This is a genomic window from Dialister sp. i34-0019-2H8 (assembly GCF_042846925.1).
Classification (GTDB): domain Bacteria; phylum Bacillota; class Negativicutes; order Veillonellales; family Dialisteraceae; genus Dialister.
The window spans coordinates 2,388,940-2,401,427 of sequence record NZ_BAABYQ010000001.1 but is presented as its reverse complement, the minus strand read 5'-3'; the positions used below and the strand labels follow the sequence as shown (position 1 = coordinate 2,401,427).

9 protein-coding genes are annotated in these 12,488 nt (G+C 56.2%); all 9 read left to right on the top strand.

What is annotated here, in order from left to right; translation table 11 throughout:
- Positions 1-92: 92 nt before the first annotated feature.
- The 9 genes from ACGG9R_RS10465 to hypB all read left to right on the top strand — a co-directional run bounded on the left by ACGG9R_RS10465 (position 93) and on the right by hypB (position 12,391).
- Positions 93-2,978: a hybrid sensor histidine kinase/response regulator gene (locus ACGG9R_RS10465; protein ID WP_390154801.1), complete on the top strand. Its 2,886-nt coding sequence runs from the start codon at positions 93-95 to the stop codon at positions 2,976-2,978.
- Positions 2,979-3,430: 452 nt separating this feature from the next.
- Positions 3,431-5,332 (top strand): NADH-quinone oxidoreductase subunit L, encoded by a 1,902-nt coding sequence (locus tag ACGG9R_RS10460; protein WP_390154798.1) that lies wholly within the window; start codon positions 3,431-3,433, stop codon positions 5,330-5,332.
- Complete coding sequence (locus tag ACGG9R_RS10455) at positions 5,325-6,200, top strand: respiratory chain complex I subunit 1 family protein (protein WP_390154796.1); 876 nt, start codon at positions 5,325-5,327, stop codon at positions 6,198-6,200. The genes ACGG9R_RS10460 and ACGG9R_RS10455 overlap by 8 nt, the downstream gene beginning before the upstream one ends.
- Positions 6,201-6,562: 362 nt before the next feature.
- The gene (locus ACGG9R_RS10450) at positions 6,563-6,994 is read left to right on the top strand and encodes an NADH-quinone oxidoreductase subunit B family protein (RefSeq protein ID WP_022106766.1); all 432 of its coding nucleotides are present in this window, start codon (positions 6,563-6,565) and stop codon (positions 6,992-6,994) included.
- A 398-nt stretch (positions 6,995-7,392) separates the two neighbouring features.
- Entirely contained in the window at positions 7,393-7,833 is a 441-nt protein-coding gene (locus tag ACGG9R_RS10445) for an NADH-quinone oxidoreductase subunit C (protein ID WP_390154793.1), read from the top strand.
- On the top strand, positions 7,826-8,911 hold the full coding sequence (locus ACGG9R_RS10440; protein ID WP_022106764.1) for a nickel-dependent hydrogenase large subunit: 1,086 nt from the start codon (positions 7,826-7,828) through the stop codon (positions 8,909-8,911). The genes ACGG9R_RS10445 and ACGG9R_RS10440 overlap by 8 nt, the downstream gene beginning before the upstream one ends.
- A 363-nt stretch (positions 8,912-9,274) precedes the next feature.
- A complete protein-coding gene (locus ACGG9R_RS10435) occupies positions 9,275-11,341 on the top strand; it encodes a 4Fe-4S binding protein (protein ID WP_390154791.1) in 2,067 nt (688 codons plus the stop codon).
- A complete protein-coding gene (locus ACGG9R_RS10430; protein WP_022106761.1) occupies positions 11,334-11,675 on the top strand; it encodes a hydrogenase maturation nickel metallochaperone HypA in 342 nt (113 codons plus the stop codon). The genes ACGG9R_RS10435 and ACGG9R_RS10430 overlap by 8 nt, the downstream gene beginning before the upstream one ends.
- 59 nt (positions 11,676-11,734) lie before the next feature.
- Complete coding sequence (gene hypB, locus ACGG9R_RS10425) at positions 11,735-12,391, top strand: hydrogenase nickel incorporation protein HypB (protein ID WP_390154788.1); 657 nt, start codon at positions 11,735-11,737, stop codon at positions 12,389-12,391.
- Positions 12,392-12,488: the final 97 nt, after the last annotated feature.

The window sequence follows — 12,488 nt, the reverse complement described above, 5'->3', positions numbered from 1 at the left end:
ACAACACGCCCTACGGGCTAACCTCAAACCCATTCTCTTTGAAATTCTTCCGCATGCATGTATAATAAAAAGAATTTATACATGCTTTTTTTGTGCGTGCCGTAAGGGGGAAAGCGATGAAGGACGAGATCTACTTGAAGATGCTGGGGGCAGCGGTCTGGGAGAGTCCGGTGCCCATCTATGTCATCCATGTCGAGGTGGATGAGGCGGGAAAACCGGTGGACTGGCGTTTTGCCTATGCCAATGAGGCGGAAGCAAAGCATCTCTCTATCCCTCTTGAGAAGCTGCTCGGCAGATCGGGTATCGAGCTTTTGCCGAAGATCGGCGGCAAGTGGCTTTTCCCCTACTACGAAGCGGCCTATCACGGGAAGACGCTGGATTTCGATACCTTTGCCCAGAGGACGAAGCGCTTCATCCATCTCCATATCATGCCGGCAGGGACACCGGGCTACTGCCTTGCGTCGATCAAAAACTTCGACAAGACACTCTGTGCTGAGACGGAGCCGGGAACGCCTATGGAGCAGGCGTTCCGTCATCTTGAGAGAGAGAATGCGATCCTGCAGTCGCTTTGCTTAGACTACACGGTGATCTGTTTCGCAGACCTCAAGACAGATACGATAGAGGTCGTGAAGCAGGGGATGTTCAGCCATGGCATGGATATCGAGGAGGCTCTGCCTGCCAAGGAGAAGCTCTCTTATCGGGCGCGCATGGTATACATCCGCGATCATCTGCTGGTGAAAGAGTCCTGTGGGGATTTCTATGGGGAGCTGGGCCCTGAGGGACTGATGCGCCATCTGAGGGAGAAGGAAACGTTCACGTATCGGGCGCGTACGAAAGGGAACCGCGAGGGGAATGAATACTTCGAGCTGAAGGCCATCCGCGTGCATCAGGATGAGACGAGCTTTAAGGTCGTCATCGGGATCCGGCCGATCGATGATCTGGTCAGGGAAGAGGGCAGACACCAGCGGCGTCTCGAGGAGGCACTCGCATCTGAACGCCGGTCGCATGAAGTCATTTCTGCGATCAGCAAGATCTACTGGGTGATCTACCTCGTCGATCTGGAAAAAGACACCTGCGAGAGGATCGCTAGTGTCGGTGAAGGGTATCAGGCGAGCAGGAAGGTGTGTGCGGCGTCGCAGGCATTTGAGGATATACTGCGGTATATCGTTTCCGAGGAATATTGGGACCACATGCGCGATTTTGTGGATACGAGGACGCTTGTCACGCGCCTTTCGCAGGAAGACACCATCACGACCACGTATCGTGCGCGCACGGGGGAGTGGCGGCAGGCGCGATTCATCGTGAAGACGAGGGATGAGAAGGGGCGCGCGAAAGATCTCCTGTACATGGTGAATCCCATCGATCGCGCCAAGCAGAAGGAGATGCAGTACCAGGCTGTGATGAATGCATTGGGGCAGGATTTCTCTGTGATCTTCCTGACGGATCTCCGGCAGGATACCATCGAGCTGATCCGGGGCGGTGAGGATACGCACATAGGGCGAAAGCTCGAGGATGTGCATTATCGCTGTAGTGAATGGATCCGCTATGCCTGCGAGCATCTGGTGCATGAGGCGGATCGCGAAGAGATCGCCGTCCTCCTCTCACCCGCTCGCCTCGAAGAGGAGCTTCTCCGGCATAAGACGTACAGCGTCCGCTGCCATGTGCGTCCGAATCCTGCGGGGAATGAGTATTTCGAAGTGCGGGCGGTGCTTTCCCAGCAGGATGAAGATCATTTCGAGGTCATCATAGGCCACCGCGCGCTGGATCAGATCATCCATGAGGAGAGGAAGAAACAGCAGCAGCTGGAAGAAGCGCTCCGCCAGGTCGAACTCGCCAATAAGGCGAAGTCCACCTTCCTCTTCAATATGTCGCATGATATCCGCACGCCGATGAATGCGATCCTCGGCTTCTCTCACCTGCTTCGCATGTACAAGGACGAGCCGGAGAGGATCCTGGACTATACAGAAAAGATCGAGAAGTCCGGTGAATTCCTGCTCTCTCTGATCAACAATGTCCTTGAGCTTGCGCGCATCGAAAGCGGCAAGAGCGGTATCGAGGAGTCGATCATCGACATGAAAGAGCTCTATGAGTCTGTCGGCTGCCTTTTTGAAAATCAGATGAGGGACAGACAGATCTCCTTCACAAGGACGCTTCGGACGCCGCAGCGCTTCATCTATGCCGATAAGGTGAAGCTGCAGGAGATCCTGCTGAATCTTCTCTCGAATGCATGCAAGTACACACCGCCCGGAGGGAGGGTGTCTTTCGATGTCTGCTCCGCTCCGGCCCAAGAGGGCATCGAGCTCTTCACGACGACCATCCGGGACAATGGCATCGGTATGGCGAAGGAATTCCTCGCGCACATTTTCGAAGCCTTCACGCGCGAGAGGAGCAGCACGGAGAGCCGACGGCCGGGCTTTGGCCTCGGTATGGGCATCGCCAAGAAGCTGACAGAGCTCATGGGCGGCACCATTGCGGTCGAGAGTGAGCCGGGCAAGGGCACCACCTTTACGGTCAGGATCCCGCACCGCATCGCCAAAGGGCCGGAAGAGGCATTCCCTGCAGAAGACTCCGCGCTGCCGGATACGACGCTCCAAGGCCGCCGCATCCTTCTTGCGGAAGACAATGATCTCAATGCAGAGATTGCAGAAGAGCTTCTAAAGGAGGCCGGGCTTCTTGTGGAGCGTGCCAGAGATGGCATCGAGTGTCTGGCGATGCTTGAGAAACGAGAACCGCTCTGGTATGATCTCATCCTCATGGATATCCAGATGCCGAATATGGATGGCTACAAGGCGACCACCCTCATTCGTCATCTGGAGGATCCAAGGCTTTCGAAGATCCCCATCATCGCCATGACGGCCAATGCTTTCGCCGAAGACAAGTCGAAGGCCGCCGCGCTCGGCATGAATGCCCATGTGGCAAAGCCCTTCGATATCAGGGCGCTCAAGCGCGTGATGGCGGATGTGCTGGGGAAACAGTGAGTCAATGTTTTTGGGGGCATGCTGCTCTTTGAATTAGAAATTAGAAATGAGAAATGGTGGTGCGGCGCATAAACGTATAGAAGCGCCGCGAAGTATAGACAGTGGCGATGCCCGAAGGCGGTATTCAAGTCACAAGTCACTAGTCACTCGAGATTCCCTAACCCCTAATTCCTAATCCCTAGCTGCTAATTCCCAGTCACTAGTCCCCAGTCCCCAGTCACTTCCCAAAGAGGGCAGATACGACAAGCTGCTTTTGCATTTTGTCGCAGCTGCCCTTTTTCGTTCTGCTTAGCGTCGATCGAAATCATTTTGCGCTTGCATTGTTGATTCATTTAGTATAAAGTATATATCAATACGAAGAATATGCAAAAATATGTATACACGCTATATAAATCACATGCACTTATTGAGAGACTCTCTCATTTCTCATGGTCACTTCGGAGGTCGATCTTATGCTTCTACCCCTCTTGCTGTTTCTTTTGCCGCTTGCAACGGCCGTGGTCCTGCTCTTGACACGCGATGCCTCCTTCCGCAACCTGCTCGTGAAAGGCTCGGCAGCGGTGATGATGGGGCTCGCACTTGCCGTTGCCGTCACCTGCTTTGATGAGCCGGTGAAGATCGGCGTGGATAGTGAGCTGCTGAAAGCGGTGATGCTGGCGGCAGACTTCCTTGTCATTCTGGCGGTCTGCTACTATGCGAAAAAATTCAAACGCTACAGCATCGCACTTCTGGGGCTTGTGCAGTTTGCGATCGTGGCGGCCTTTGAATGGCATATGGGCGATCGCATCTATGTATCATGGGATTTCCTCATCGATCACTTTGCCATCATCATGATCCTGATCGCCGGCATCATCGGCGGACTCATCGCGGTGTATTCTTTGGGCTACATGGCGCAGTACCATCGAAAGCATGCGGGGATCCCTGACCGACGCGGCTTTTTCTTCTTTGTGGTCTTCCTCTTCCTTTCGGCGATGTTCGGTCTCGTCATGTCGAACAATCTGCTCTTCATGTACACCTTCTGGGAGATCACATCTCTCTGCTCCTTCCTCCTGATCGGCTATTCGCAGACGAATGAAGCGATCCACAATTCCTGCAAGGCGCTCTGGATGAACCTTTTGGGCGGGCTTGCCTTTGCATTGGCGATCGTCCTTCTGGGGGAAAAATACTACACGGTCGAGCTGTCTCTCTTGGTGAATCTGGGCCGCAGCCGTGAACCGGTCGAGCTTATCGCAGCGCTCCTCGTCTTCTGCGGATTTACGAAATCGGCGATGATGCCCTTCTCCGGATGGCTTCTGGGGGCGATGGTGGCACCGACGCCGACCTCGGCGCTCCTGCACTCTTCGACCATGGTCAAGGCGGGCGTCTTCCTCATCATCAAGCTCGCGCCGATCCTGGGAGATAATCATGTCGGCATCATGGCGATGCTGGTGGGCGGGATCACCTTCTTCTTCGCTTCCTGCGCTGCCATTTCCCAGTCCGATGGGAAAAAGGTGCTCGCCTATTCCACGATCTCGAATCTCGGCCTGATCGTCTGCTGCGCAGGCACAGGCTCCTATGAAGCCGCATGGACGGCGATCATGATCGTCATCTTTCACGCAGTCGCTAAGTCTCTCCTCTTCCTCACGGTCGGTACCGCAGAGCAGCAGCTCGGCAGCCGCGATCTGGAGAATTTCGATGGGATCTTCAATTCCATGCCGCGCCTTTCGCTTTGCATGGTGATCGGTATCTGCGGGATGTTCCTCGCGCCGTTCGGCATGCTGATCTCCAAGTGGGCCGCTATGAAAGCCTTCGTCGATGCAGGACAGCCGCTGCTTCTCCTCGTCCTCGTCTACGGCTCGGCGACCACGCTCTTCTACTGGACGAAGTGGCTCGGCAAGATCACGACCTTTGTCCCGACGAATGAAAACCGCGAGCGAGGGATCCTTGGCGTCGAATGGACGGCGCTCAAAACGCTGGCAGCACTGACGCTCATCGTCTGCGTGCTCTTCCCGCTCGTTTCGGAATACGGCGTCATCCCCTACCTCGCACTCACTTATCATGCGACGGCAGAGGTCATCGCGCAGAGCAATCTCTGGATCATGTCGCTCATGGTCTTCCTCTTGGTCGTCCTGCCTCTTCGCTTCGGCAAAAGCCGCGAGAAGAAACAGGTCGTCACGAATCTTTCCGGGGAGAACCTCGGAAGCGACAATGCCTATCGCGGCGCCGGCGGACGTGTCGTCCCCGTCACATTGCGGAACTGGTATCTGGAGAGCTGGTTCGGTGAAGACCGCATGAAGCTCCTTGGCTACACCGCAGCCCTTGCCTGTGTCCTGATGGAGCTGTCTTTGACTGTAGGAGGTGCATTCCATGTCTGACTTCCTGATGCCTATCGCAGGGGGTCTCCTGTACCTCCTCTTAGCGCCGATCCTCGGCGGACTGCTTTCCGGGTGCGACCGCATCATCTCCGCCCGTATGCAGCGAAGAAAGGGGCCGCCCCTCCTGCAGCCCTTCTATGATTTCCTGAAGCTGTGGGGAAAGCAGCCGATCGCCGTCAATAAGGCGGAAGGCTTCTACATCTTCGGCTTCCTTCTTTTCGTCCTTCTGACCGGCACCCTCTTCTTCGCGCAGGGCGATATCCTGCTCGTCGTATTCACACTGACCATGGCGAGTGTCTGCCTCATCATCGCGGCGTATGCCGTCGACTCCCCCTACAGCCAGATCGGCGCGGAGCGTGAGCTCGTGCAGACCATGGCGTATGAACCGATGCTCCTCATGGTGGCACTCGGCTTTTACCTCGCCAGCGGCAGCTTCTCCGTCGGAGACATCCTGACGGGCGCCCATATGAATATCCTGCGTATGCCGGGCATCTTCTTCGGCCTCTGCTTCATCCTTCTCATTAAATTCAGGAAATCGCCCTTCGATATCTCCATGTCGCATGAAGCGCATCAAGAGCTCATCGGCGGTCTTAAGACAGAGATCTCCGGCCGTACCCTGGCTATCGTCGAGATCGCGCACTGGTATGAGAATGTGTTCCTCTTCGGTCTCGTGCTCCTCTTCTTCGCATCGGATACCTGGTGGACATGGCTTCTCGGCCTTGCCATCTGCGAGATCGTTTTCTTCGCAGAGATCCTCATCGACAACTGCTGCGCCCGCATTAAGTGGGAGCGCATGCTCGCCTCCACCTGGCTTGTCGGCCTCATGGCAGGCTTTCTGAATATTGCATTTTTGATGTACTTCAAATAAAGGTTGTCTGGTTCAGGTTGATGGGTTCAAGTGAGCGGCGTCGCGCTTTGCACCGCATATAAAATGGCGGCGAAGCCGACACCACAAGTTTGAAAACAGGGATGAGCAGCTAGTGACTGGTAGCTAGGGATTAGTGGCTAGGGATTAGTGACTAGTGACTAGTGATTTAAATACCACCTTCGGGCATCGCCCCATATATACTCGCGGCGCTTCCATATTTTTATGCGCCGCACCACCACTCCTAACTCCTAACTAGAGAGCGCGCGAGGCTTTCACCCACAATCAAAGGGCAGCACGTCCCGTGGGCTAACCCTGAACCCAATAACACCCTATCCCAATTCACTCCATTCCGGAGGTCATGTATGAGCTTTGAAAAGAAATCTCCCTGGCTGATCCACTATGACGGATCGTCCTGCAACGGCTGTGATATCGAGGTGCTTGCGTGCCTGACACCGCTCTATGACGTGGAGCGCTTCGGCATCGTCAATACCGGTGACCCGAAGCACGCCGATATTTTCCTTGTCACCGGCGGCGTGAACGCACAGAACCTGCCTGTCGTCCGCCAGATCTATGAACAGATGCCGGAGCCGAAGGTGGTGATCGCCGTCGGGACCTGCGCCTCAAGCGGCGGCATCTTCCGCGAGTGCTATAATATGCTTGGCGGCATGGACAAGGCGATCCCCGTCGATGTCTACGTCCCCGGCTGCGCCGCACGTCCGGAGGCCATCATCGATGGCGTCGTAAAAGGCCTTTCCGTGCTGGAAGAAAAGCAGAAGAAACTGAGAAAAGGTTGATGGGTTCAGGTTGGCGGGTTCAAGGTTATGGTGCGGTGCGAAATATTTATAAAGCGCCGTGAAGTTTGAAAGCAGAGTGAGGGTTCAGGGATTAGGGGTTAGGAGTGACTGGTGACTAGTGACTGGTGACTGGGATATATCAGACTCCCGTATCGTCATTTCGAGCGAAGCCCTCGAATCTTTTTCGTTCGCGATCAGGCGGACAATGTTTGAAAACCCCAAATGGGAAACCTGTTATTTCTCAAACCTTCGGGCATCGCCCTATTTATACTCTGCGGCGCTTCATTATTTTATGCGCCGCTCCTGAACCCTGAACCCTGAACCCTGAACCCTGAACCCTGAACCCTGAACCCTGAACCCTGAACCCATTTCTATCCCCCTCCCAAAGGAGAACATCTATGAAACAGCAGTTTATCACCATTCGCCCGGAAGACCTCTTGGAGCGTGTGGCGCGATTCAAAAAAGAAGGCTGCCGCCTGGTCCAGATCCTCTGCACACGTACCACGGAGGGCTTCGAACTGACATACACCTTTGACAAAAATTATTTTCTCTACCACCTGCGTCTGACCGCGGCGCTGGGCGGCTCCGTCATGAGCATCACGAGCCTGTACTGGTACGGCTTTGTGTGGGAGAATGAGATTCACGATCTTTTCGGGCTGGATGTCCGTTTCATCGCGCCCGATGTGGACTATGGCGGGCATTTCTACCACCTCGCGCAGAAGACGCCGTGGCATGACCTGTCGAATGCCGTCCACGCAAAGCAGGCCGTGAAGGTGAACCTTCGAAGCGGTCTTGGCGTCGATGCATCTGTCGTGAAGAAGGAGGAGGGCAATGGCTGAACTCACTACCGTTTCCTTTGGCCCGCAGCATCCGGTCCTGCCGGAGCCGATCCATCTGGATCTGGAGCTGAAGGATGAGAAAGTCGTTCGCGCTGTGCCGTCCATCGGCTACGTCCACCGCGGACTGGAAAAGCTGGTCGAGAAGCGCGATTTCAAGCAGTTCATCTATGTCGCAGAGCGCGTCTGCGGCATCTGCTCCTTCGGGCATGGCTGGGGCTATGCGAAGGCCGTCGAAGGGCTGATGGAGATCGATGTGCCGCGCCGTGCGAGCTACCTGCGTACGATCTGGCATGAGCTTTCCCGCCTGCACAGCCATCTCCTGTGGCTCGGGCTTGGCGCGGATGCGCTGGGCTTCGAGAGCCTTTTCATGCACTGCTGGCGGCTTCGTGAGACGATCCTGGATATTTTCGAAGAAACGACCGGCGGCCGCGTCATCTTCTCCGTCTGCGAGGTGGGCGGCGTGCGCCGTGACCTCACGGATGCCATGAAGAAGAGTATCGAGGAGAGGCTCACCGGCCTGCGCAAGGAGATCGAAGAGATGGCGTCTGTCTTTCTCTATGACGATACCATCCAGACGCGTCTGGAGGGAGTCGGTATCCTTTCGATGAATGAGGCGATGGATCTGGGCTGTGTCGGCCCGATGGCACGTGCCAGCGGCGTCCCGAATGATTACCGTATGGCCGATGATGACGGCGCATACAGGGATCTGGGATTTCATCCGGTCCTGGAGCAGACCGGCGACTGCCTCGCCCGTGCGAAGGTACGCATCCGCGAGCTCTACCAGTCTATCGACATCATTCTAGGCGCGCTCGAAAATCTTCCGGAAGGCGCGATCGCATCGCCTGTCCGCGGCGTCCCGCCCAAGGGCGAATTTTTCACCCGCGTCGAGCAGCCGCGCGGCGAAGCCATCTACTATATCAAGGGGAATGGCACCAAGAACCTCGAGCGCTTCCGTCTCCGCACCCCGACGAACTGCAATATCGCGGCCCTCGTCAAAATGCTGCAGGGCTGCGACCTCGCCGATGTGCCGAATATCATCCTGACCATCGACCCCTGCATCAGCTGCTGCGAAAGATAGGTCGGGTTCAAGGTTCAAGGTTCAGGGGTGCGGTGGAACAGTTGGGGAATCAGTGCTTCCCTAGAAATGCGAAATGGTGGTGGCGGCTTCGCCGCAAATATAATGGCGCTTCACGCTCTCCCTCCTTCCTCTGGAAGGAGGTGCCCCGAAGGGGCGGAGGTTGGCGATGCGTAGCATCGTAAGATTCGCGAAGCGAATTTGAATGGAGGATGACAGCCTTCCCCGTATAGTACCCCCTTCCCGAGGGGAAGGGGCTTTATATAGAACTCGCGGCGCTTCCAAAGTATGATGCGCCGCACCACTAACCTGAACCCACTAACCTGAACCCTTATTTTTCCCCAAGTCAAAAGGAGGCTTTCACATATGAGTTACCTGGTATATATCAAACAGGCTGTGGCGAATTTATTCAAGCCTCCTGTGACCTCGGAGTATCCGCTGGCGCCGAAGACCTTCTGTCAAGGTGTCCGTGGGCGCGTGGTGAATGATGTCAGCCAGTGCATCCTCTGCGGCATGTGCGAAAGAAGCTGCCCCTCCGGCGCACTCACTGTCGATAGAAAGACAGGCGAGTGGAGGATCGATCCTTTCTCCTGCATCCAGTGCGGCGCATGTGTGGAGGCGTGTCCGAAGAAGTGCCTCTCCATGGATCCGCACTATGCGATGCCGGGCCTTACAAAGACGGAGATCATTCTGACCGTCGTCAAGAAGGAGGGCGTCAGCGAAGTCAAGAAGACTGTCGCCGCGCAGAATACAGCCATGCTCGCGATGGATGACCGAAGCCATATCGTCAATAATGTGATGAAGTGCGTTTTCTGCGGCATGTGTGAAAGAAACTGTCCGGCGGGCGCCATCACCGTCGACCGTGCGAACCGTACATGGCGCATCGATCTGGAAGCCTGTGTGAACTGCGGTACCTGTATCGACAACTGCCCGAGAAAGTGTCTCTCGCTCGGCTGCTACCTGGGAAATCGAACAGAGATCACCGTTCACGGCGTCTCGAAGATCCGAAGAAGACCGGCGGGGCAGCCCGTCATGGAGGAAGCGCAGCCGCCGGCAGCTACGGAAGCGGCTGTGGCTGACAACCACGTGAAAAATGACATCGAAAAATGCCTCTTCTGCGGCAAGTGCGAAAAGACCTGTCCGGTGGACGCTATCACGATCGACCGCAGAAACCGTACATGGACGATCGATCGGAACAAGTGCATCACCTGCGGCGCCTGCGCGCTTGACTGTCCGGCGAAGTGCCTTTCCCTTGCAGATACATGGGGAGAGGGAGAAAATAAAGCCGCTGTCACCACCTATCAGGGCAAGGTCCTGACCCGCCGCCCGCGCGTGCGCCCGGCGCCGCCGGCCAATCCGGCAGAACCACCGAAAACAGCTCCCGCCCCAGAGCCGGTCAAGGATGTGCCGCAGTCGGAGAATCCGTATCATGTGAAGAATACCATCGAGAAATGCCTCTTCTGCGGACGCTGTGAGCACAGCTGTCCGATGCAGGCGATCACGATCGACCGAAAGACCCGGAAGTGGACGATCGACCGCGAGAAATGCGTGGCGTGCGGCGTATGCGCAGAGAACTGTCCGGCGAAGTGCCTTGCAATGAAGGAAGAGTGGGAGGAAGGCGAGGACAAAGCCCTCGTGCTGACGCTCACCGGAAAGGCTCCTGTGCGGCCCGCCCGTCCGGCGGCCAAGCCGGCAGAACCGCCGAAGGCAGAAGCACCGAAAGCAGTCCCTGCCCCGGAACCGGCAAAGGATGTGCCGCAGTCGGAGAATCCGCATCATGTGAAAAATGCCATCGAGAAATGCCTCTTCTGCGGACGCTGTGAGCACAGCTGCCCGATGCAGGCGATCACGATTGACCGGAAGACGCGGAAGTGGACGATCGACCGCGAGAAATGCGTGGCGTGCGGCGTATGCGCAGAGAACTGTCCGGCGAAGTGCCTTGCGATGAAGGAAGAGTGGGAGGAAGGCGAGGACAAAGCCCTCGTGCTCACGCTCACCGGGAAAACGCCGGTGCGTCCCGCCCGTCCGGCGGCAAAACCGGCGGAAGCTGTAAAGCCTGCCGCAGAACCACCGAAGGCAGAACCTGCAAAAGCAGTCCCTGCCACAGAGCCGGCAAAGGATGTGCCGCAGTCGGAGAATCCGCATCATGTGAAGAATGACATCGAGAAATGTCTCTTCTGCGGACGCTGTGAGCACAGCTGTCCGATGCAGGCGATCACGATCGACCGGAAGACACGGAAGTGGACGATCGACCGCGAGAAATGCGTGGCATGTGGCGTATGCGCAGAGAACTGTCCGGCAAAGTGCCTTGCGATGAAGGAAGAGTGGGAGGAAGGCGAAGACAAAGCCCTCGTGCTGACGCTCACTGGGAAGGCACCGGTACGTCCCGCCCGTCCGCGTCCACCTGTAAAGAAGGATGAGCCCCATGCATGAGTACCCGGTGACACTGGAGATCGTCCGCATCGCAGAAAAGACCGCCCGTGAAAAGGGCGGTCTTGTGAAAGCGATCCATCTCGTCGTGGGAGAAGACTCGGGATTCATCGGAGAGTCCATCCAGATGTACTTTGACGTGATCTCCGAAGGCACCCTTTGCGAGGGCGCGCGGCTGACTATTCGGGATATCAAGCCGAAGATGCGCTGCGACCACTGCGGCGCTCTTTTTGAACGCAAGCGCTTCTCCTTCACCTGTCCCCGCTGCGGCGGCGATGGCTCTCCGACAGAGATCGGGAAGGAGTTCTATATAGAGAGCGTGGATCTGGAAATTTGAACCCTTCTATGGCAGTCTATTTGTCTGCCGGTTGCATAGTAAGAAAAAGGAGATACCCCATGCATATGGTCAAAGCTGGCGTGATGGAGAATATCTACGCCCATAACAATCACATTGCCGAGCATGTCAGACATTACCTGACGGAACGGAATATTTTCGCCGTGAATGTCATGGGCGCGCCGGGGACGGGCAAGACCACCTCGCTCGAGCAGCTCATGAAGTACATCGCGCGCAAGGTCTATGTCATCGAGGGGGATATTGAGTCCGACATCGATACCGAGCGCCTCAGAAAGCAACATGTGAAGGCGGCGCAGATCAATACCTTCGGAGCCTGCCATCTGGATGCACCGCTCGTGCATAATGCGGTACACACCATGGATTTCGATGCGCCGGGCATCCTCTTCATCGAAAATGTCGGAAATCTCGTCTGCCCTGCCGAGCTGGATATCGGCGAGCACATGAAGCTCCTCATCGTCAGCGTGGCAGACGGCAGCGACAAGCCGTACAAGTATCCGCTCGCTTTTGAAAAAGCGGATATGATCCTCTTGAACAAGGTCGACCTCATGCCCTATCTGGACTTCGGTGAAGAGTTCTTCATGAAAGGCATCCGCCATCTGAATAAGAATGCGCCCGTCTTCAAGGTCAGCGGAAAGACCGGAGAAGGGTATGAAGAGGCCGCGAAGTGGATCTGCGAGAAGGCGGGGATGAGTGACTAGTGACTGGGGACTAGTGACTGGTAGCTGGTATAGCGATTTGTTAACTTCTGGACTTAGTGAGAAGTGCTGGAAGGGGCACACCATTCATATAGTGCCC

Bases quoted from the DNA above. Each gene is read 5' to 3' on its own strand.
- ACGG9R_RS10460 (WP_390154798.1), top strand. From the start codon at position 3,431: ATGCTTCTACCCCTCTTGCTGTTTCTTTTGCCGCTTGCAACGGCCGTG.
- ACGG9R_RS10455 (WP_390154796.1), top strand. From the start codon at position 5,325: ATGTCTGACTTCCTGATGCCTATCGCAGGGGGTCTCCTGTACCTCCTC.
- ACGG9R_RS10450 (WP_022106766.1), top strand. From the start codon at position 6,563: ATGAGCTTTGAAAAGAAATCTCCCTGGCTGATCCACTATGACGGATCG.
- ACGG9R_RS10445 (WP_390154793.1), top strand. From the start codon at position 7,393: ATGAAACAGCAGTTTATCACCATTCGCCCGGAAGACCTCTTGGAGCGT.
- ACGG9R_RS10440 (WP_022106764.1), top strand. From the start codon at position 7,826: ATGGCTGAACTCACTACCGTTTCCTTTGGCCCGCAGCATCCGGTCCTG.
- ACGG9R_RS10435 (WP_390154791.1), top strand. From the start codon at position 9,275: ATGAGTTACCTGGTATATATCAAACAGGCTGTGGCGAATTTATTCAAG.
- ACGG9R_RS10430 (WP_022106761.1), top strand. From the start codon at position 11,334: ATGCATGAGTACCCGGTGACACTGGAGATCGTCCGCATCGCAGAAAAG.
- hypB (WP_390154788.1), top strand. From the start codon at position 11,735: ATGCATATGGTCAAAGCTGGCGTGATGGAGAATATCTACGCCCATAAC.